This window comes from Neoaquamicrobium sediminum (assembly GCF_013240295.1).
GTDB lineage: Bacteria > Pseudomonadota > Alphaproteobacteria > Rhizobiales > Rhizobiaceae > Aerobium > Aerobium sediminum.
This window is the reverse complement of record NZ_JABETK010000001.1, coordinates 1,895,324-1,916,137: the sequence shown is the minus strand read 5'-3', so window position 1 is coordinate 1,916,137 and position 20,814 is coordinate 1,895,324. Positions and strand designations below refer to the sequence as shown.

Annotated in this window: 21 protein-coding genes and 1 pseudogene; 11 read left to right on the top strand and 11 right to left on the bottom strand. The window is 64.9% G+C overall.

Features of this window, described 5'->3' with window-relative positions:
* The first annotated feature begins 70 nt into the window (after positions 1 to 70).
* Positions 71 to 549 (top strand): annotated as a pseudogene (locus tag HK436_RS09315) (tellurite resistance TerB family protein).
* 6 nt (positions 550 to 555) lie between these two features.
* Complete coding sequence (locus tag HK436_RS09310) at positions 556 to 1,335, top strand: glutamine amidotransferase (RefSeq protein ID WP_173189082.1); 780 nt, start codon at positions 556 to 558, stop codon at positions 1,333 to 1,335.
* Here HK436_RS09310 and HK436_RS09305 read toward each other — a convergent pair.
* The 10 genes from HK436_RS09305 to ccoN form a co-directional block, all read right to left on the bottom strand.
* Positions 1,301 to 2,536 (bottom strand): MFS transporter, encoded by a 1,236-nt coding sequence (locus HK436_RS09305; protein WP_173189080.1) that lies wholly within the window; start codon positions 2,534 to 2,536, stop codon positions 1,301 to 1,303. The genes HK436_RS09310 and HK436_RS09305 overlap by 35 nt on opposite strands.
* Positions 2,537 to 2,656: 120 nt before the next feature.
* Positions 2,657 to 3,883, bottom strand: a complete 1,227-nt coding sequence (gene hemA, locus HK436_RS09300; protein WP_173189078.1) for a 5-aminolevulinate synthase — start codon at positions 3,881 to 3,883, stop codon at positions 2,657 to 2,659.
* A gap of 52 nt (positions 3,884 to 3,935) precedes the next feature.
* A complete protein-coding gene (gene ccoS / locus HK436_RS09295) occupies positions 3,936 to 4,109 on the bottom strand; it encodes a cbb3-type cytochrome oxidase assembly protein CcoS (RefSeq protein WP_173189076.1) in 174 nt (57 codons plus the stop codon).
* Positions 4,106 to 6,337 carry a cation-translocating P-type ATPase gene (locus tag HK436_RS09290; protein ID WP_173189074.1) on the bottom strand — a complete coding sequence of 744 codons (2,232 nt, stop codon included), beginning with the start codon at positions 6,335 to 6,337 and terminating at the stop codon, positions 4,106 to 4,108. The genes ccoS and HK436_RS09290 overlap by 4 nt, the downstream gene beginning before the upstream one ends.
* Positions 6,334 to 6,834 (bottom strand): FixH family protein, encoded by a 501-nt coding sequence (locus HK436_RS09285; protein WP_173189072.1) that lies wholly within the window; start codon positions 6,832 to 6,834, stop codon positions 6,334 to 6,336. Before HK436_RS09285 ends, HK436_RS09290 begins: the two co-directional genes overlap by 4 nt.
* A gap of 5 nt (positions 6,835 to 6,839) precedes the next feature.
* Entirely contained in the window at positions 6,840 to 8,390 is a 1,551-nt protein-coding gene (ccoG, locus tag HK436_RS09280; RefSeq protein WP_173189070.1) for a cytochrome c oxidase accessory protein CcoG, read from the bottom strand.
* Positions 8,391 to 8,560: 170 nt separating this feature from the next.
* On the bottom strand, positions 8,561 to 9,415 hold the full coding sequence (gene ccoP, locus HK436_RS09275) for a cytochrome-c oxidase, cbb3-type subunit III (protein ID WP_173189067.1): 855 nt from the start codon (positions 9,413 to 9,415) through the stop codon (positions 8,561 to 8,563).
* A 1-nt stretch (position 9,416) separates the two neighbouring features.
* Positions 9,417 to 9,569 carry a cbb3-type cytochrome c oxidase subunit 3 gene (locus HK436_RS09270; protein ID WP_173189065.1) on the bottom strand — a complete coding sequence of 51 codons (153 nt, stop codon included), beginning with the start codon at positions 9,567 to 9,569 and terminating at the stop codon, positions 9,417 to 9,419.
* Positions 9,570 to 9,580: 11 nt separating this feature from the next.
* Positions 9,581 to 10,312 carry a cytochrome-c oxidase, cbb3-type subunit II gene (ccoO, locus tag HK436_RS09265; RefSeq protein WP_173189063.1) on the bottom strand — a complete coding sequence of 244 codons (732 nt, stop codon included), beginning with the start codon at positions 10,310 to 10,312 and terminating at the stop codon, positions 9,581 to 9,583.
* Between the two features lie 12 nt (positions 10,313 to 10,324).
* Entirely contained in the window at positions 10,325 to 11,947 is a 1,623-nt protein-coding gene (ccoN, locus tag HK436_RS09260; protein ID WP_173189061.1) for a cytochrome-c oxidase, cbb3-type subunit I, read from the bottom strand.
* A gap of 165 nt (positions 11,948 to 12,112) precedes the next feature.
* Between ccoN and hemN the strand changes: the two genes are divergently transcribed.
* The 8 genes from hemN to HK436_RS09220 all read left to right on the top strand — a co-directional run bounded on the left by hemN (position 12,113) and on the right by HK436_RS09220 (position 18,822).
* Complete coding sequence (gene hemN, locus HK436_RS09255; protein ID WP_173189059.1) at positions 12,113 to 13,438, top strand: oxygen-independent coproporphyrinogen III oxidase; 1,326 nt, start codon at positions 12,113 to 12,115, stop codon at positions 13,436 to 13,438.
* A gap of 191 nt (positions 13,439 to 13,629) precedes the next feature.
* Positions 13,630 to 14,277 carry a 50S ribosomal protein L21 gene (locus HK436_RS09250; RefSeq protein WP_173189057.1) on the top strand — a complete coding sequence of 216 codons (648 nt, stop codon included), beginning with the start codon at positions 13,630 to 13,632 and terminating at the stop codon, positions 14,275 to 14,277.
* An 81-nt stretch (positions 14,278 to 14,358) separates the two neighbouring features.
* Complete coding sequence (rpmA, locus tag HK436_RS09245) at positions 14,359 to 14,628, top strand: 50S ribosomal protein L27 (protein WP_173189055.1); 270 nt, start codon at positions 14,359 to 14,361, stop codon at positions 14,626 to 14,628.
* A gap of 123 nt (positions 14,629 to 14,751) precedes the next feature.
* The gene (locus HK436_RS09240) at positions 14,752 to 15,342 is read left to right on the top strand and encodes a GNAT family N-acetyltransferase (RefSeq protein ID WP_173189053.1); all 591 of its coding nucleotides are present in this window, start codon (positions 14,752 to 14,754) and stop codon (positions 15,340 to 15,342) included.
* Between the two features lie 222 nt (positions 15,343 to 15,564).
* Positions 15,565 to 15,894, top strand: coding sequence for an OsmC family protein (locus tag HK436_RS09235; protein WP_173189051.1), 330 nt, complete (start codon positions 15,565 to 15,567; stop codon positions 15,892 to 15,894).
* A gap of 28 nt (positions 15,895 to 15,922) precedes the next feature.
* Positions 15,923 to 17,059 carry a TRAP transporter substrate-binding protein gene (locus tag HK436_RS09230; protein WP_173189049.1) on the top strand — a complete coding sequence of 379 codons (1,137 nt, stop codon included), beginning with the start codon at positions 15,923 to 15,925 and terminating at the stop codon, positions 17,057 to 17,059.
* On the top strand, positions 17,060 to 17,524 hold the full coding sequence (locus HK436_RS09225) for a TRAP transporter small permease (protein WP_173189047.1): 465 nt from the start codon (positions 17,060 to 17,062) through the stop codon (positions 17,522 to 17,524).
* Positions 17,524 to 18,822, top strand: a complete 1,299-nt coding sequence (locus tag HK436_RS09220; RefSeq protein WP_173189045.1) for a TRAP transporter large permease — start codon at positions 17,524 to 17,526, stop codon at positions 18,820 to 18,822. Before HK436_RS09225 ends, HK436_RS09220 begins: the two co-directional genes overlap by 1 nt.
* On the opposite strand, the gene HK436_RS09215 is transcribed toward HK436_RS09220, so the two are convergent.
* Complete coding sequence (locus tag HK436_RS09215) at positions 18,819 to 19,682, bottom strand: endonuclease/exonuclease/phosphatase family protein (RefSeq protein ID WP_173189043.1); 864 nt, start codon at positions 19,680 to 19,682, stop codon at positions 18,819 to 18,821. The two genes, HK436_RS09220 and HK436_RS09215, sit on opposite strands and share 4 nt — an antisense overlap.
* Positions 19,683 to 19,782: 100 nt before the next feature.
* Here HK436_RS09215 and obgE point away from each other — a divergent pair, with 100 nt between their 5' ends.
* Positions 19,783 to 20,814, top strand: a complete 1,032-nt coding sequence (obgE, locus tag HK436_RS09210; protein WP_173189041.1) for a GTPase ObgE — start codon at positions 19,783 to 19,785, stop codon at positions 20,812 to 20,814.

The window sequence follows — 20,814 nt, the reverse complement described above, 5'->3', positions numbered from 1 at the left end:
AGGAATGGAATAGGCGGCGGGGGCTCACCGCCCTCACCGCCGATCTGACACCGCGAGGATGCGATAGCCTATGCTCGAAAGACTGAAGTCGTTCTTCAGCGCACTGCCGGAAAAGCCGCGCGGCGGAGGCCTCAAGGCCGATGATCCGCGCGTGGCCGCCGCCGCCTTGATGTTTTCGTCATCGATGCGGACGGCGTGCGCGACGAGACGGAACGGGCACGGCTGCGCGAGGTGCTGGCCGCTTCCTATGCGCTATCCGGCAACGAGCTCGACGAGATCGTGAAAGCCGGCGACGAAGCCCACAACGAGGCGGTCGATCTGTTCGCCTTTACCAGTGTGCTCAATCGAAGCCTAGACGAGACGGCGAAGATCGAATTCATCGGCATTCTTTGGGAGATGGTTTACGCCGACGGCGAAATCCACGAACTGGAAGACAACATCGTCTGGCGCACCGCCGAGCTGATCGGCGTGTCGCAACGCGACAGGGTGCTCATGCGCCAGCGCGTGCGCGATGAACAGGACGCCGACGAGGACGAACAGGGCGATTGAAGGGTGATGCTGGCGCGCGACAAGGGCAAAATCCTGATCGTCCTGCACCAGGAGCTGTCGAGCCCTGGCCGGGTTGGCCAGCTGCTGGTCGAATCGGGCTTCCACCTCGACATCAGGCGGCCGCCGCTGGGCGACCCGCTCCCCGACACTCTGACGGACCACGCTGGCGCAGTGGTGTTCGGTGGCCCGATGAGCGCCAACGACACCAGCGAGTTCGTCCGACGCGAAACAGACTGGCTGGCGGTGCCGCTGGCCGAGGACAAGCCCTTCCTCGGCATCTGCCTCGGCGCACAGATGCTGGTCAATCATCTTGGCGGCTCGGTCGCCGGGCATGACGACGGCCTGGTTGAGATCGGCTGGTATCCGATCCGGCCGACCGAGGCCGGCAGCGGGCTGATCGACTGGCCGGAGATGGTTTACCAGTTCCACCGCGAGGGGTTCTCGCTGCCGTCCGGCGCAACCCTGCTGGCCGAAGCCGAGCATTACCCGAACCAGGCCTTCCGCTATGGCCGCAATGCCTGGGGCATCCAGTTCCATGCCGAGCTGACGCGGGTGATGATGCAGCGCTGGGTGGTGCGCGGCGCACACCGCTTCGTGCTGCCGGGTGCGCAGGTCGGTCGCGACCATCTGAACGGCCGCATGCTGTGGGACATCAGGCTGAAGCGCTGGCTGGAGGATTTCCTCGGGCTGGTGTTCGAGGGCCGGCAGCCGCAGCGCATGCCCGCCACCGCCCACGCTGTGGCGACGAACGTCACACCCGACCGTCGAGACGGCGAGCCTTCCTGAGTTCGGGGAACAGCCAGGCCCACAGCGCAGCAACGCCGATCGCCCCGATCCCGCCAAATACCACGGCCGGCACGGTGCCAACGAGCGCCGCCATCGATCCGGCGCGAAACTCGCCGAGTTCGTTTGAAGCACCGACGAAGACCATGTTGACGGCATTGACCCGGCCGCGCACCCGGTCCGGCGTCCAGAGCTGGATCAGTGTCTCGCGGATATAGACGCTGATCATGTCGGCCGCGCCCAGCAATGCCAGGACGGTAATGGACACCCAGGGGATCGTCGATATCCCGAAGATGGCCGTGAACAGCCCAAAGAGACCGACGAAAAAGAACATGACGAGACCGGCGTGGTCGCGGATCGGGTGCCCCGCCAGCCATACCGCCACGACGATGGCGCCGATGCCGGGCGCGGCGCGTAGAAGACCCAGGCCCCACGGCCCGAGTTCCAGTATGTCGCGCGCATAGACCGGCAGCAGGGCCACCGCGCCGCCAAGCAGCACTGCGAACAGGTCCAGCGAGATCGCGCCAAGCACGATCTTCTCGCTGCGAATGTATCTGAAGCCCGCGAATATCGTGGCAAGCGACGGGCGTTCCGTTTCTGTATGCTGCTGCGGCTTCGGGATCGACAGGATCAGGCCGCCGGCGGAAACCATCATCGCGGCAGCAACTCCGTAGGCGGCTTCCGGCGCGAGACCGTAGAGCAGGCCGCCCGCGACCGGACCGACGATCGTGGCCGTCTGCCAGGCCGAAGAGTTCCACGCCACCGCGTTGGCGAAATCCTCGGGCGGCACGAGATTGGCGACCAGCGAGGCGGAAGCGGGACCAAAGAACGAGCGGGCAATGCCAAAGACCGCGAGAACGACGAAGACCTGCGACACCGAGGTCAGCCCGCGCAAGGTCAGCACCAGCAGTGCTGCCGCGCACAGCGCTTCCAGCAGGATCGCAAGCGACATGATGAGCCGTCGTCCGAAGCGATCGGCGGCCGCGCCAGTCACCAGCACAAGCAGCAGCGAAGGCGCAAACTGGATCAGGCCGACCAGGCCGAGGTCGAACGGGTTGCGCGACAAATCATAGACCTGCCAGCCCACGGCGACCGAGACCACTTGCGTGGCGAAGGTCGTGAGAAACCGCGCCGCCCAGAACCGCAGGTAGGACGAATGGCGAAAGGCGGCGAAGCGGTCGTCTGATGCTGAAACGGAGGTCATCGGCGCGGAAAGCAGGAAAAGACGCTCTCACTTAGCGCATCTTGACCGCCTGCGCGCGACTTTCTGCCCTCTGGACCAATGGACGGACAGGCACGTTGGCCGAAAGCCCCGTAGGAAGCCTTATGCCACCTGCCGCGCCAGCGCGCAGCGCGACCAGAGGCTTGATAGCGCGGTTGCGAGCCGATCGATCTCAGCGTCGGTATGGAGCGGCGTCGGCGTGATGCGCAGCCGCTCGGTCTTCTTCGGCACCGTCGGATAGTTGATCGGCTGCACGTAGATGCCGTGCTCGTCGAGCAGAAGGTCGCTGATCCACTTGCACTTGGCAGCATCTCCCACCATCACCGGCACGATGTGGCTGGGGTTGGCAAGCACCGGAATGCCGATCGCGTCGAGCCGCGCGCGCACCTTCTTCACCCCCGCGCGCTGGCCCATCCGCTCGACGTCGCTGCGCTTGAGGTGGCGCACCGAGGCAAGCGCGCCGGCCGCCACATGCGGCGGCAGCGCGGTTGTGAAGATGAATCCGCTCGCGAACGAGCGGATGAAATCGCACAGTGCAGCCGAACCGGTGATGTAGCCGCCGACCACGCCGAACGCCTTGCCCAGCGTGCCCTCGATCAGCGTGATGCGGTCCATCAACCCTTCGCGCTCGGCAATGCCGCCGCCGCGCGGGCCGTACATGCCGACCGCATGCACCTCGTCCAGATAGGTCATCGCGCCATGCTTCTCGGCCACCGCTACGATATCGGCGATCGGCGCAATGTCGCCGTCCATCGAATAGACGCTCTCGAATGCCACGATCTTCGGTCGCTCCGGGCCGTATTCGGAAAGCAGGCGGTCGAGGTCCTCGACATCATTGTGCTTCCAGATGCGCTTTTCCGCCTTCGAGTGGCGTACGCCCTCGATCATCGAAGCGTGGTTGCCGGCATCGGAAAAGATCACGCAGCCCGGTATACTTGCGCCGAGCGTCGACAGGCTCGTCCAGTTGGACACGTAGCCCGACGTAAACAGAAGTGCTGCCTCCTTGCTATGCAGGTCGGCCAGCTCACGTTCCAGCAGCACGTGATAATGATTGGTGCCTGAGATGTTGCGCGTACCGCCGGCGCCCGCACCGCAGGCATCCAGCGCCTCATGCATCGCGGCGATCACGTCCGGATGCTGGCCCATGCCGAGATAATCGTTGGAACACCATACCGACACCTCGCCCACCGGCGCGCCGCCGCCCTTGCCGTCGAACCGTCTCGCAGAGGGAAAAGACCCCGCCTTGCGCTCAAGCTCTGCAAACACGCGATAGCGGCCTTCCTCGCGCAGAAGGTCCAGCTTCGTGGCAAAAAAGGCTTCGAAGTTCATCGCCGATCCCTGTGATCGGGCCACTTTGGTTCCACGCGGCCTTCGGGTCAAGCTACAAGGGGTTGTTGCCGTGCGGCCGAGCGTCGCTGTCGTCATCGAACAGGATGCGTTCGGCCGCCCCGTCGAGGTCGTCATACTGGCCGGCCCGCAGCGCCCACAGGAAGGCAAGCAACGCCGATCCGCCCAGAAACAGCGCCACCGGCACCAGATACAGGAGCATGCTCATCGTGGGGTCTCCGCATTGGGGAACATGCCCGGCCGACCGGCGACGCGCGCCCCGGCCCTCGGGCTGACAAGCCGCATCGCATTGGCAATCACGATGATGGATGAGCTCGACATCGCAACGGCTGCGATCAGCGGCGTCGCATAACCCAGAACCGCGATCGGCACCGCAACGACATTGTATGCGATGGCCAGGAAGAGATTTTGCCGGATCAACGTGCCGGCACGGCGCGACACGTCGAGTGCCATGGGGATCGCCGAAAGGCTTTCCCGCAGGAAGACGAAATCGGCGGCGTTGCGCCCGACATCGGCCGCACTCGCCGGCGCGAAAGAAACATGGGCCGCGCCCAGCGCCGGCGCGTCGTTGAGGCCGTCGCCGACCATCAGCACCTTGCGCCCCTGTCGCGCAAGTTCATCGATACGCGCCACCTTGCCGGCCGGCAAGAGCCCCGCCGACATCTTCGTTAAACCGAGCTGGCTCGCGACGGCACGGCAGGCGGTTTCCGTGTCGCCGGACAGCATCTCTACCGGCCCCAGCCGGTCCTCGAGCGAAGAGATCGTCTCGGCCGCATCCCGCCTCAGCCGGTCCTCGAAGGCGAAAGCGGCGACAGCGACACCATCGCGCGAAAGCACGGTGCCTTCCCCGGCTTCGCTCGCCCAGCCTGCCCGTCCGAGCCGCCATAGCCGGCCATCCGCCCGCCCTTCGACGCCAAAACCCGGATGCTCGACGACATCGCTGAAGGCGACGACGCTGCGGTCGTGCACGGCAATCGCCCGCGACAGCGGATGGCGCGAATGGGCCGCAAGCGACGCCGCCATGGCCAGAACGCCGGGCTCGATCGCGGCGGCATTCGTCAGCACCGGTTCGCCAAGGGTCAGCGTGCCGGTCTTGTCGAACACCGCCGTGTCTGCTTCGGCCAGCCGCTCCATCGCTCCGCCGTCGCGAACCATCACGCCCTGCTCGAAGAGCCGCCGTGCCGCCATCACCTGCACGATCGGCACGGCAAGCCCGAGCGCGCACGGGCAGGTGATGATGAGCACCGCGATCGCCACCGTGGTGGCGCGGTGCCAGTCGCCCGTAGCGATCATCCAGCCGATGAAGGTGGCAAGTGCAGCCAGATGTACGACGGGCGCATAGAGGCCCGAAACCCGATCCGCCAAGCGCCTGTAGCGCGCGCGACCGCCTTCGGCCGCTTCCATCATGCGGACCATCTCGGCGAGGAACGAATCGGCAGCGCGTGCCGTGGCCTCCAGCGTCAGCGGTCCGTTAAGGTTGAGCATGCCGGCGCGCACGCTCTCGCCCGCCGACACCGCCTGCGGCGCGCTTTCGCCGGTCACCACCGAGCAATCCAGATCGGAGCTTCCCTGCACGATCCTCGCATCGACCGGAATACGGTCGCCCGCAGCCACCAGCAGCCGCATGCCGGGCTCGATTTCCTCCAGCGGGCTGTAGTCCCGGCTGCCATCCGCATTAAGCACGAGCGCGCCGCGCGGCGACAGCCTCGCAAGGCCCATCACCGCCGTGCGCGCCCTGTTGCGCATGACATGGTCGAGCGTGCGGCCGATCAGGAGGAAGAACAGCAGGGTCACCGCTGCATCGAAATAGGCATGATGGCCGCTATTGACGGTTTCATAGAGGCTGAGCGCGTAGGCGCATGTAATGCCGATGGCGATCGGCACGTCCATGTTCATCCGCCCGTGCCGCAGCGCGCTCCAGGCCGAACGGTAATAGATGCGCCCTGCAAAGACCAGAGCAGGCAGCGCGATCAGCGCCGAGACCCAGTGAAAGAGGTCGCGCGTCGCGCCCTCCGCGCCGGACCATACGGACACCGAAAGCAGCATGATGTTGCCGGCCGCAAAGCCGGAGACCGCCACCGCACGCAGCAGCTCGGAAAGCGTGTTGTCCTTTTCTTCCCTGCCGTCATCGAAGAGGTTCGGCGGATAGCCAACCCGCGCCAGTGCGTCGACGATCGGCGGCAAGGTCTCGCCGCGCCAGCGAATGCTGACGCGCTTTGTCGATAGGTTCACCCGCGCGCCTTCGACCCCCGGCAGCGCGTCGAGCGCGTGTTCGACGGTGCGGATGCAAGCCCCGCAATGGACTGACGGAACCGACAGCTCCACTTGGCGGACCCCGTTCCCGAGATCGCGCGCGCCAAAACGCAGCTCCTCCTCGGACGGCAGCGCCACCCGGATCGCAGCGACGTCTTCGGCCCCCGGTGCGCAGCAGCTCATCTGACTGCTCCGTCGCGTACGTTCAGGCGGCGGGTTTCGCGATAGGGATGCGCCAACCCCGCTTCGGCCTGCACCTCGACGATCCATGCCCCGTCCGCCAGCGCGACCGGCCCCTTGAGGCTACCGTCGGGCTCCGCGGCCAGTGTTACGACGGTGTCCTCCACATCGTTGACCGGCCGGCGAAAGGTAGCGGTGCCACCCTGCATCGGCTTCATCGCACCGTCAGTATCCGCAAGCGAGAAACGCACCGCGCCGTCCCTGACCGTCAGCGTGGCCGTCCAGCCGAGCGCGGCCTGAGCGCGGCCTTCCTGGGCCTTCCGATTGAACTCCTGGCTGGCGACGTAGGTGTTCTTCACCACCAGCCCCGTCCAGCTCGTGCTTGCGGTCACTGCCATGGTAACGTTGACGGCGATGATGACGCCGAAGAACGCAATCATGATTGCCAGCATATGGAAGCCTGTGAACCCGCCTTGGCTGCCGCTGTCGGTTGTCCTCATCGCATTCACTCCGGGCTCTCGAAACTCGTGGTGTAGTCGGCCGCCTCAAGCGTCGACCTGTCCTCCACCGTGAAGCGCAGTGCCTGCACCCCGCCGGCACCCAGTTCGCGCGGCTGGCGCACATAGATCTTGAGCGATTTCGTACGGTCGGGTTCGAGCGTCACCGGAACCGAGACGCTGTCCGGCAGGTCGATGCCCACAACGTTCATGGTGGCACCCGGAAGGTCGTGCAGGCTGACGAGCACGGTCCGCACCTCTGGCACCTTGTTGAGCAGCTTGACCGTGTAGCCATTGCGGATCGACCCATCCGACAGCACGACGAATTGCGGGTTGCGATCGTGCAGAACGTTCATCTCGAGCCTGTCACGTGTGACGAGGCCGTAAATCAGCATCAGCCCAACCAGCGCCCATCCGCCGAAATAGATGAAGGTGCGCGGCCTGAAGATCTTGCGAAGGTGGAAATGCGCGACCGCCTCCGACAGCGCCCCGCCGGCATCGCGCACTTTGGCGGGCTCGATCGCATGCGCGCCGTTGCCGGTGGCTAGCGCCATATTGGCGTTGTAGTCGGCAAGCGTAGCGTAGGAGATCAGGCCACGCTCGCGACCGAGCTTGTCCATCACGCCGTCGCAGGCGTCGATGCAGAGCGCGCAGGTGATGCATTCCAGCTGCTGGCCGTCACGAATGTCGATACCCATAGGGCAGACGACCACGCAGGCATTGCAGTCGACGCAATCGCCGGTGGCGATGCCCTGCGCCTGCGCGCGCTTGGCGTGGCGCGAGCGCGGCTCGCCGCGCCAGTCATTGTAGGTGACGGTCAGCGAATGCTCATCCAGCATCGCCGCCTGGATGCGTGGCCACGGGCACATATAGGTGCAGACCTGCTCGCGCATCAGGCCGCCGAACGTGTATGTAGTCGCGGTGAGGATCGCGACGGTGATGTAAGCAACTGGCGCCGCCTGGGCCGTGAAAAGCTCGACGAAAAGCGTCGGCGCATCGGCAAAGTAGAATATCCATGCGCCGCCGGTCGCGACCGCAATCGCGATCCAGATCGCGTGCTTGGCAAGGCGCAGGCCCAGCTTGCGCGCACTCCACGGAGCCTGATCAAGCTTGATGCGCGCGTTGCGGTCGCCCTCGACTGCGCGCTCGACGACCAGGAAAAGGTCCACCCACACGGTCTGTGGACACGTATAGCCGCACCATGCGCGCCCGACTGTCGACGTGACGAGGAAAAGCCCCAGCCCCGCCATGACCAGCAGGCCGGCAACCAAAAAGAATTCCTGCGGCCAGATCTCGATGAAGAAGAAATAGAAGCGCCGGTTGGCGAGATCGACCAGCACCGCCTGGTCCGGCGCGTGCGGCCCCCGGTCCCACCGCAGCCACGGCGTCAGGTAGTAGATGCCGAGCGTCACCGCCATCACCAGCCACTTGAAGCTGCGATAGGAACCCGATGCCCGCTTCGGGAATATCTTGCGGCGCGCGGTATAGAGCGGCTGACGCAGCTTGGCCGAGTTGACGGCTTCGGCCTCGTGCCGCTCGACCTCTATCGTGCCCGACATTCTATTCTCCCGGTGGCATTGCAGCCCACCAGATGCCGCGTCTGTACCGAAACAGCCTTGATCCACGTCAACGGCGAAGCGTTTGCCGCACCTGCGAAAAGGCTCGGGTCCGGCAAGGCCCCCGCGACCTGCCGGACCCGCTCCCCACTCGGCGATGGCCAAGGTGGGGCCTACTGCCCACCGCCGAGCGAATGGACGTAGACGGTGAGTTCCTTGACCGTGGTTTCGCCAAGGCGATCGATCCAGCCCGGCATCACGCCGTGCCGCGGCGCACGGATCTGGGCGGCGATGTCGGCGCTGGTCGAACCGTAGAGCCAGATCGCATCGGTGAGGTCTGGCGCGCCCAGCGTGATGTCGCCCTTGCCGGCCTCGCCATGACAGGACGCGCAGTTGTTGGCGAAGAGCTCCGCGCCAGGACCGGAAAGGTCACCGCCCTCGCCAAGCGCCTTCACATGCGTTGCCAGCGCAGTCACCTCGTCACGGCCGAGCATGCCCCCGAAGGCCGGCATCTCCGAAAACCGCGTTTCGCCGTCGGCCTCGAAGCGAATGCCATGGGCGATGGTGACGCGAATGTCCTCCGGCGTGCCGCCCCACAGCCATTCGTCATCGTTGAGGTTCGGATAGCCGGCGGACCCGGCAGCTCCCGAACCGTGACACTGAACGCAGTTCACCTTGAAGGCCGCGGCACCTGCCGAAGTCGCGAACTGGCGAAGCGCTTCGTCGGCGATGATATCCTCGACCGGCGCGGCGGCAACGGCGGCCGCATAATCGGCGCGCGCGGCCACGGCGCCGTCGAGCTCGGTGCGCAGTTCGGCCCGACTCGAATAGCCGAGCATGCCGTTCGTTGCAGACGAGATGAGCGGCCAGGCCGGATAGGCGATGGTGTAGGCAAGCGCCCACACGATGGTCGCGTAGAACGTCCACAGCCACCAGCGGGGCATCGGGTTGTCGAGTTCCCTGATCCCGTCCCATTCGTGGCCTGTGGTCGAGATGCCGGTGACGTCGTCGATCTTTTTGTCGCTCATCTCAATCGTCCTTGAGGGGAATACGGGCGGCGTGGTCGGCCTGTTTCCGGCTCCCCGGCCGGAAGGCGAAGACGACGACGCCAATGAAGAACAGTGTCATTGCGAGCAGCGCCCAGGAATCGGCGAACGAACGCATCGCGGTATAGGTGTCCATCGCGCCCTCCCTCAGCGATAACCGGCGGCTTCGTCATAGGTCGAGAAGTCGACCAGAGTGCCAAGCATCTGCAGATAAGCCACGAGCGCATCCATCTCGGTGAGAGCCGCAGGATTGCCGTCGAAGTCGCCGAGCTTGGCCTTCGGATAGCGCGCTTCCAGGTCGGACGTGGACGCATTGGGGTCGGCCTGTGCCTTCAGGTCGGCCTCGGCATTCTCGATCATCTCGTCCGTGTAAGGCACGCCCACGCGCCGGTTGGCGACGAGATGCGTGGAGAAATCCTCCACCTTGAGCCGCGTGTCCTTCAGGAAGGCGTAGCTGGGCATCACCGATTCCGGCACGACGGAACGCGGCTCGATCAGATGCTGCACATGCCACTCGTTCGAATAGCGGTCGCCGACGCGGGCGAGATCTGGCCCGGTGCGCTTGGATCCCCACTGGAAGGGATGGTCGTACATCGATTCCGCCGCCAGGCTGTAGTGGCCGTAGCGTTCGACCTCGTCGCGGAAGGGGCGGATCATCTGCGAATGGCAGACATAGCACCCTTCACGCACGTAGATGTTGCGACCTGCCAGCTCGAGCGGCGAGTAGGGCCGCATGCCTTCCACCTTCTCGATCGTGTTTTCGAGGTAGAAGAGTGGCGCAATCTCGACGATGCCGCCGATCGTCACGACGAAGAGCGAACCCGCCAGCAGCAGCGTGGCATTGCGTTCGAGTATCGCGTGCTTGTCCATCAAAGCCATGATGCGTTTTCCTTATTCGGCAGGCTGGAGTGCTGGCGCGGGTCTTGCGGCCCTGCCGCCGATGGGCTCCTCCTCACGCTGGTGACCAAGGATGGTCATCGCGATGTTGAAGGCCATCACCAGCGCGCCGGCGAGGTAGAGCGCGCCGCCCGCCGCCCGCATGACGTAGTAGGGGAACATGGCCTGCACGGTTTCGGCGAACGAGTAGACCAGGAAGCCCTGCCCGTCGTACTCGCGCCACATCAGACCCTGCATAATGCCGGACACCCACATCACGGCCGCGTAGATGACGATGCCGATCATCGCGAGCCAGAAGTGCCAGATCACCAGCCGTTCGGAGTAGAGCCGCGGCATGCCCCACAGCTTGGGCACCATGTGATAGATCGCGGCGAACGAGATCAGACCCACCCAGCCCAGCGCACCGGAATGCACGTGGCCAATCGTCCAGTCCGTGTAGTGGCTGAGCGAATTGACCGCCTTGATCGACATCACCGGGCCCTCGAAGGTCGACATGCCGTAGAAGGCGATGGCTGCGACCATCATGCGGATGATGGGATCGGTGCGGATCTTGTCCCAGGCGCCCGAAAGCGTCATGAGGCCGTTGATCATACCGCCCCAGGAGGGCATCCACAGCATGATCGAGAACACCATGCCCAGCGTCTGCGCCCAGTCGGGCAGCGCGGTGTAGTGCAGATGGTGCGGCCCGGCCCAGATATAGAGGAAGATCAGCGCCCAGAAGTGGATGATCGACAGCCGGTAGGAATAGACGGGCCGGTTCGCCTGCTTGGGCACGAAATAATACATCATGCCGAGGAAGCCCGCGGTGAGGAAAAAGCCGACCGCGTTGTGGCCGTACCACCATTGTGTCAGCGCGTCCTGCACGCCGGCGAAGGCCGAGTAGGAGTGCGAGCCCAGGAGCGAGCTCGGCACCGCCAGGTTGTTGACCACATGCAGCATCGCGATCGTCACGATGAAGGCGAGGTAGAACCAGTTGGCGACGTAGATGTGCGGTTCCTTGCGCTTCAGGATCGTGCCGAGGAACACCACGAGATAGGCGACCCAGACAAGCGTCAGCCAGATATCGACGTACCATTCCGGCTCGGCATATTCTCGGCTCTGGGTGATGCCCAGCAGATAGCCGGTCGCCGCCATCACGATGAAGAGCTGGTAGCCCCAGAAAACGAACCAGACGAGGTTGCCGCCGAAGAGGCGGGCCTGCGATGTGCGCTGCACGACATAGAAGGACGTGGCGATCAGCGCGTTGCCGCCAAAGGCGAACACGACCGCCGAGGTGTGCAGCGGACGCATCCGGCCGAAATTGAACCACGGCTCGATGTTGAAATCAGGAAAGGCGAGCTGCAGCGCCACAACGACGCCGACCAGCAACCCGACGATGCCCCAAAACATCGTCGCGATCGAACCGTAGCGGATCGGCTCGTCCATATAGGTAGACGGGTCGGCCGGCACGGCCGGCTCGAAGCTGGTGCGCCGCATCAGGATCACCGTGAATGCGGCAAGCGTGAAGAACAGCACCCACATATGCTGCCTGAACGGCGCGTCAACGCCGAAGGCGGCCCCTATCAGGGCTACGAAGGCGAACAGCCCGATCCCTGGTATTGCAGCTCCGAATCTCATTCCCTGGACCCCCGTCGGCGGCATGAACATGCGAACGCTGCTGCACCCATGGCGCGAGCGTCCGGCTGTCACCCATCGCCTGACGCGTCTGCCGCCGCCTTGATCCAGGTCAAGGCGCGGCATTGGCGGTGACGCGACATCTGCGGTCGAACGGAGGTCCGCGCCATGCAGACAGATACAGCGCCCCGCTACACCAGCTATCCCACAGCCCCGCATTTCCATGCAGGCGTGGACGCCGACGAGGTGAAGGGTTGGATCGCCGCACTGCCTTCGGGTGAAAGGCTGTCGCTTTACGTGCACATCCCGTTCTGCGATCGCCTCTGCTGGTTCTGCGCCTGCCATACCAAGCAGACACGTCGCTACGAACCGGTCGCCGCCTTCCTCGAGGCGTTGCACAAGGAGATCGAGACCGTCGGCGCGCTGGCCGGTAACGATACCCAGGTCGCCGCGCTCCACTTCGGAGGCGGATCTCCGACGCTGCTGACACCCACCGACCTTGTTGCCTTGATGGCGGCTCTGCGGAAGAGTTTCGCTTTTGGGGCCGACGCCTCGATCAGCGTCGAGATCGATCCCAACGACATGGACGAGCCGAGGCTCGATGCGCTTGCCGCGATCGGCCTGACCCGCGCCAGCCTTGGCATCCAGGATTTCGACGAGCGCGTGCAAAAGGCGATCAACCGCGAACAGAGCTTCGAGGCGACGCGTGCGGTGGTCGACGGCTTGCGCGATCGCGGCGTTGGTTCGGTCAATCTCGATATGCTCTACGGCCTGCCGCACCAGACACGGGAAAGCCTCGCCGCAACCGTAGACAAGGTGCTGTCACTGCATCCCGACCGCATCGCGCTTTTCGGCTATGCGCATGTGCCTTGGTTCAAGAAGCACCAGACGATGATCGACGAGGCGACGCTGCCTGACAGTGGTGAACGGCTCGCACAATGCGAACTGGCCGCCCGCCTGATCGAGCGTGCGGGCTACGTGCCGATTGGCCTCGACCATTTCGCGTTGCCCGAGGATTCGCTTGCCGCTGCCGCAAAGGCCGGATCGCTGCGCCGCAATTTTCAGGGCTATACCGACGACAACTGCGAGACGCTGATTGGGCTTGGCCCGTCCTCTGTCAGCCACTTCCGCGAAGGCTACGCCCAGAACGTGCCCGCCACGGCAGAATATGAACGGCGCGCGCGAGGGGGCTCTCTCGCGATCGCCAGAGGCATCGCCCTCTCGGAAGACGACCGCCTGCGCGCCTGGACGATCGAGCGACTGATGTGCGACTTCGGCTTCAGCGTACCGGAAGCCACCACGCGTTTCGGCGCTGCCGCAAGAACCATCCTTGCCGAGGCGGCCGCGATGGCGCAGGAACCGGAACCGCTTCTGCTGCGCGACGGCGAGAGGTTCGTCATCCCTTCCGCCCGCCGCCCGTTGGTCCGGCTTGCCGCCGCGCGCTTCGACCGCTATTTCGCCAGCGGCACGGCACGGCATTCCGCCGCCGTCTGAAGCGTCTTCATCTTGACTCCCTGTGGCCCCTCCTGTATCGGGACCGCAAATCCGGCGTGGAGTCTCTCCGCGCCGGTCGTTCTTTGCGCGAACATGGCGCTGTGGGACGCACTCCCGAAACCGACTGACAAAAAGACGGCCGGACCGCATTGCGGTCGCTGGAGGCCGGACGAACAGCGAAAGGCAGAATAATGTTCGCAGTCATCAAAACCGGCGGCAAGCAGTACCGCGTCGCCGCCGCCGACGATGTGTTGAAGATCGAGAAGGTGGTCGGCGAAGTCGGCGATATCGTAACGATCGGCTCCGTGCTGGCCTTCGGCGAAGGCGAGAACGTGACCATCGGCGCGCCCTTCGTGGATGGCGCTTCGGTTGCCGCCGAAGTCGTTGCGCAGGGCAAGGCTCCGACGGTCATCGCGTTCAAGAAGCGCCGCCGCCAGAACTCGCGCCGCACGCGCGGCCATCGCCAGCTGCTCACCACGGTGCGCATCTCGGAAATCCTGACCGACGGCGCGAAGCCCTCGAAGAAGGCTGCCGCCAAGAAGGAAGCACCGAAGGCGGACGCCAAGAAGGACGAGGCTCCGAAGGCCGAAGCCGCCAAGGCCGAGACCGCTGCCGCGGCGCCCCTGTTCAAGGCGCCGAAGGGCAAGGGCGACGACCTGACGGAGATCAAGGGCATCGGCCCGGTGGCTGCCGGCCAGCTCAACGAGCAGGGCATCACCACCTTCAAGCAGGTGGCCGGTCTCTCCGACGAGGACATCGTCCGCATCGACGAGGCGATGCCTTTCAGCGCCGACCAGATCAAGGACTGGCGCGAGCAGGCCAAGGAGCTGGCGAAGTAATTTCGCCTGGTGATTGAAATTTCCCGCGAAAGCGGGCATTGAGAGATTGAGGCGCTCGTCAGGGCGCAAAGGAGCACTACGATGGCACACAAGAAAGCTGGCGGTTCTTCGCGCAACGGTCGCGACTCCGAGTCCAAGCGCCTTGGCGTCAAGAAGTTCGGCGGCGAATCGGTCGTGGCCGGCAACATCATCATCCGTCAACGCGGCACCAAGTGGCACCCGGGCGTGAACGTCGGCATGGGCAAGGACCATACCCTTTTCGCACTCGAGGAAGGCGCCGTTTCCTTTGCACGCAAAGCAAATGGCCGAACCTACGTGTCGGTAAACCCGATTACGGAAGCAGCGGAGTAAGCCGGATCCGCACCAAGACACCGGCGCCCCATCTCGGGACCGGTGTCCGGACAGTCCGGAAAAAGGAACAGGGGAGATGGGTCGCCATCTCCCCTTTTTCATTTTCATCTGGAGGACTGACCCATGGTTGCCGAGAAGGAAGACGTCGAGGACGAGAGTCTGCACATAGACTGCCCGGTCCTGGTGACGGAGCGCCTCGTGCTGCGCCCGCCGCACAAGGACGACGTGCCGGAGCTGGTCGAACTCGCCAACAACCGCAAACTCGCCGAGATGCTGGGGCGCATGCCCCACCCCTACACCCAGAACCACGCCCACACCTTCCTGGAAGGCACCCGCAATGGCGCGATCGCCGGCTGCACCTATGCCGTCACGCTGGCCGATAACGGTGCGTTCCTGGGATGTGCGGGCCTGCATCCGCGCAGCCAGGGGCTCGAGCTCGGCTACTGGATCGGCGAGCCCTACTGGGGCCGCGGTTACGCGACCGAGGCAGCCCATGCGCTCGTCGATCTCGCCTTCCGGGCTACGCTGATCGACCGTCTGTACGTCTCCTGCCGCGTCATCAACTCCGCGTCGCGGCGCGTGATCCACAAATGCGGTTTCCAGTATTCCGGGCAGGGCATGCTGGAATCCGTCTATGCCGGGCGCGTACCCACCGAGCGCTACGCGCTTGACCGCGCCACCTGGGTCAGCCTCAGGAGCTGGGGACAGGTTTGAGCAATCGCCCCGGCCGCTCACGCGGCCGGGGCACACTTACGCTGACGGTGTGCCAAACATTGTCTCGGACGTGGAATTTCTTTTCTTCTGCCTGTAGACCTATGCCTGCTATCCCGCTGACATTCGAACAAGGGAACAGGCCATCGTGGCAGTCAAATCCGCAAAGTCCGCGCGCATAGCGCCACGGCCGCTTCCTGCACCGTTACCAACGACCGCGACAAGGTGATCGAGGCGGTCTTCTCACCCAAGGCCGACGGCTTCACGCCGCTCGAAATCCAGGCAGCGGCACTGGCCGCCTGCATCGCGGCAAGCATCCGCATCGCCGCCCGCGCCATGGATGTGGGGCAACTGGGCGAGATCGACGTCGAGGTCGAGGCGATCAAGGCCGAGGGCGAGCCGAGCCGGCTCGGCCGCTTCGAGGCCTCCGTCACCTTCTCCGATCCGCTCGACACCGACGTTCAGGATCGCCTGATCCACGCGGCCGAAGACATCTGCACCATCAGCAACACGCTCCGCGCCGGCGACACTGTCGTAGCCGGCCGCCGGGCATAGGCAGCACGCCATTACAGGAGAGTTCCCCATGCGTCGTTTCGTATTGTCCCTCGCGCTGGCGTTGTCGGCCGCGCCCGCCCATGCGTTCACCGTCGCCGAATGGCTGGCGCACGAGGTGCCGGCCGCCGAGCCGGAAATCGCCTATGACGGCGATCCGGTGACGATGAAATTCTCCTCGCCGAACCCGGCCGCATCGCTGGTGCCGGAAGTCTGGACCAAGGGCTTCAAGTGGCTGAACGAGGCGACCGACGGCAAGCTGACGATCGAGGAATATCACGGCGGAACCCTGCATGCCGCTGCGGACGGCTGGCGCGCCGTGCGCAACGGGGTCAGCGACTATGCGGCCTGCTACACCTCCTATGAGGGCAGCGGCTTCCCGCTGCACAAGGCGATCGAGATGCCCTTCGTGACGCCGTCCAACCCGGTGGCGGCCACCCGCATCATCCAGGAGCTGGCGCCGAAATATTTCGTGTCGGAATGGGAAGGCCGCGGCGTGCTCTACGGATACACCGTGATCGCCGGCGTCTCCGACATCATGAGCAACAAGCCGATCCGCACGCCGGAAGACATGAAGGGCCTGCGCGTCATCGCCCAGGGCTTCCCGCCGGAGGCCGCCGAGGCGCTCGGCATCACCACGCTGAACATTCCCTTCCCGGAAATCTACACGGCTTTCCAGCAGGGCATCGCCGACGCGGTGATCTGGGTCGATCCGGGTTTCGTGCCGTTCAAGATCTACGAACTGGCGAAATACCATACCAGCCTCGGCCTCACCGCCCAGCACATCGACACCTGCATCAACCGTGACGCCTATGCCGGCCTGCCCGATGCGTTGAAGCCGGTCTTCGGCCAGTTCCAGCAGAGTATCGCCCATGCGGTGAGCCAGCGCCTCGGCGTCGAGTTCCGCGAACAGGCACTCAAGACCTATGCCGACAACGGCGTCGAGCTGATCGAGCTTTCCGACGAGGAGAAGAAGACCTGGCAGGATGCTCTGCAGCCGGTTCTCGACACCTGGATCGAAGCGCGCGAGGCTGAGGGTCTGCCGGCACGCGAACTGGTCGAGGACATCCGTCGCCTCGGCGCGGAATATGGTGACAAGAGCGCTGAGGAAATCTTCGAGATGACCGTCAACACGCCCGTCGAAGGGCTGCTGCCCGCGGCCCAGTAAATGCAGCGCATCGTCAACTTCCTGGAAGGCTGGGTCGCCTATCTGCTTCTGCCCGGACTGGCCTTGCTGGTGGGAGCCGATGTGGTGCTGCGCTACGTGCTGAACCTGCCTCTGCGGTGGGGCAACGACGTCAAGGAGCTGTTGCTGCTGCTTGTCGTCGTCGGCGCCCTGCCGGGCGTCAGCCTCGCCGACCAGCACATCCGCGTCGGCCTGCTCGACCGGCTGTTTCGCAATCGGGCCGGCCAGCTCTGGGTTGCGCTGCGCCACCTTCTGACGGGGATGGTCGCCGTTGCCATTGCCTATGCGGTGCTGCTGATGGCTCTCGACATGTATCGCTATGGCGACCGTGCCGAGATGATCGCCATTAGCTTCTGGCCGTTCGCCGCCTTCGTCACGCTGGCAGCCGCCCTTTCGGCGCTGGCCGAGTTCGTCCGCGCGGTCCGCGCGCTGAAAGAGAACCGCTGATGGACCCGTTGACGCTCGGCATCGTCGTGCTTGCCGCCATGCTCGTCGTCGTCCTGTTGGGTCTGCCGGTCGGCTACGCCCTGCTCGGCGCCGGCACCATCGGCTACGCGTTGCTTTCCGGCCCCTCCCAGGCCCTCACCCAGGTCGGCCTGGCACTGTGGGACAACGGTACCAACTTCCTGTTCATCGCCGTGCCGCTCTTCATCCTGATGGGACAGCTCATCTTCCACGCCGGGCTGGCCGAGGACATCTTCTCGCTGGCCCAGCGCGCCTTGCGGCGCCTGCCCGGCGGGCTCGGCGTGTCGACCGTGCTTGCCTCCGCCGGCTTCGGCGCCGTTACCGGCTCCAGCGTCGCCGCGGTGGCGACGATGGGCAACATCGCCGTGCCGCAGATGATCAAGCGTGGCTATAGCGACAAGCTTTCGACGGCAACGGTGGCAAGTGCCGCCACGCTTGCCATCATCATCCCGCCCAGCGTGCCGCTGGTCATCTACGGCGTCTGGAGCGAGACCTCGATCGGTTCGCTCTTTATCGCCGGCATCGTGCCGGGCCTTGTGCTTATGCTCGCCTTCGTCGCGACCGTGATGCTGCAGCGCCGCCAATACGCCGCCGCAACCCGGGCAGAACCCGCCGTCGCCGATCGACCTCTTTCGGCTCATGCGGTGGGGCTGGTTTCGGTGGTCGTGATTTTCGTTATCGTCATCGGCGGCATCTATGCCGGCGTCTTCACGCCCACCGAAGCCTCGGGCGTGGGCGTTCTGAGCGTCCTCGTCATCGCGCTTGTCAGCCGCCGCCTCGGCCTGACGATGATGCGCGATGCGTTGAAGGAAACGATCCGCACCTCGGCTGCGATCTTCCTGATCCTTACCGGCGGCATCATCCTGTCGCGCTTTCTCGTCCAGACCCGGCTGACGGATGCCGTGGTCGGCCTCGTGTCCGACCTGGACGCGTCGCCGCAGGTGATCCTTCTGGCGCTGGCGCTTGTCTACCTGCTGCTCGGCGCGATCATGGACACGTTCGGCATGCTGATCCTAACGCTGCCGCTCGTGCTGCCCATTACCATCGCACTCGGCTACGACCCGATCTGGACCGGCATCTATCTGACGATCCTGATGGAGATCGCCATGCTCACGCCACCGATCGGGCTCAACGTCTTCGTGCTCGAGCGTGCCACCGGCGTGCCGGCAAGCCGCATCTTCGCCGGCGTCTGGCCTTTCGTGGCCGCCTCGCTCGCAGTCGTGGTCCTGCTGGTCTTCTTTCCGCAGCTCGCCACCTGGCTGCCGCAGACGATGCGCTAACCCAGCTCCACCCAGACCGGACGATGGTCGGACCCGACCGCTTCCGTGTCGACCCGGCAGGACCTCACCTTCGACGCCAGCAGCGGATGCACGAAGCAGTAGTCGATGCGCTTGTGCATGCTTGTGTCAGCCGGGTCTTCAAGATTGACGCAGGTCGGTTGCCTGTCTCCACCCCCGCACAGCGCGGCATCGACGGCATAACGCGCAACCAGTGGCGTGCCAAATTCGTGGTCGGGCATGCCGGCAACGATATGATATTCGGGCGAGCCTTCGAGCATGTTGAAATCGCCCATCAGCACATAGGCCTCGGGCGTCGGCGGTTCGGGGAAGCCCATCTCCGAGATGCCGCTGATCGCCCCACCTTCCAGCGGGTAGGACAGCATGCGCTCCATCAGAAATCGAAGCTGCGCAGCACGCTCATCGGCGCCGCGATGGTCGAGATGCAGCGAATAGAACCGCACCGGGCCGAACGGCGTATCGATCATGGCCTCGAGCGCGCCACGCTGGAGATTGACCTTGTCGTAGCTGCGGGTGCGCGGCAGCAGCAGGTTGCGCGACAGGAGGATCGGCGTCTTGGACAGGATCATGTTGCCGAACTGGAGCCGCACGTCGACAGCCTTGCCATCCTTGACGTGGCTGGCGATCTCGGCCTCGAAATTGGGACCGTAGGCGGCAAAATAGTCCGGCAGCAGGCTGCGTATGTCGGCGACGAGGTCGCGCCCTTCGTTCATCGGGCTGTTACGCGTCACCTCCTGCAGGCAGATCACATCGGCGCCGCGCACGGCGTCAATGATGCGCTCCAGATCGAACCGGGCGTCCTGGCCGAAGCCGAACTGGATGTTGTAGCTGACGCATTTCATGCCGTTTCGACCCCCGCTGCTGGTTTTCGCGCGTGATTCCGCGCATTACATGCGCTAGTGGTCCGTTCCAGAACAGAAGAAGAAGCAGACTGTCAATCCGATGAAATTTCTCGATCAGGCGAAGGTCTATATCCGCTCCGGCGACGGCGGGGCCGGCTCGGTCTCATTCCGGCGCGAGAAGTTCATCGAGTTCGGCGGTCCGGACGGCGGCGACGGCGGGCGTGGCGGCGATGTCTGGGCCGAGGCCGTCGACGGCCTCAATACGCTGATCGACTATCGCTACCAGCAGCACTTCAAGGCCAAGACCGGCACCCACGGCATGGGCCGCAACCGCACCGGCGCCAAGGGCACGGATGTGACGTTGAAGGTGCCCGCCGGCACGCAGATCTTCGAAGAGGACAACGAGACGCTGATCTGCGACCTGACCGAGGTCGGCCAGCGCTTCCTGCTCGCCAAGGGCGGCAATGGCGGCTTCGGCAACCAGCATTTCAAGACCTCGACCAATCAGGCCCCACGGCGGGCCAACCCCGGCCTTCCCGGCGAGGAGCGCGCGATCTGGCTGCGCCTCAAGCTGATCGCGGACGCCGGGCTGGTCGGCCTGCCCAATGCCGGCAAGTCGACCTTCCTGGCGACCGTCACGGCGGCCAAGCCGAAGATTGCCGACTATCCCTTCACAACGCTGCATCCGGGCCTCGGTGTCGCGCGGGTGGACGCGCGCGAATTCGTCATTGCCGACATTCCGGGCCTCATCGAAGGCGCGCATGAGGGCATCGGCATCGGCGACCGCTTTCTTGGCCATGTCGAGCGCACGCGCGTTCTCCTTCATCTGGTCTCTGCGCAGGAAGAGCATCCGGGCAAGGTCTACAAGACCGTGCGTGCGGAGCTCGAGGCCTACGGCCATGGCCTTGCGGAGAAGCCGGAGATCGTCGCGCTCAGCCAGGTCGACACGCTGGACCCTGACGCGCGCAAGAAGAAGGTCGCTGCCTTGAAACGCGCCTGCGGGCACGCGCCGATCCTGCTCTCCGCCGTCACCCGCGAAGGCGTGGAAGACACTCTGCGCGCGCTCATCGCCGTCGTCGAGGACGCCCGCTCAGAAGAAGCGCCCGTCGAAGACACACGCTGGGTCAGGTAA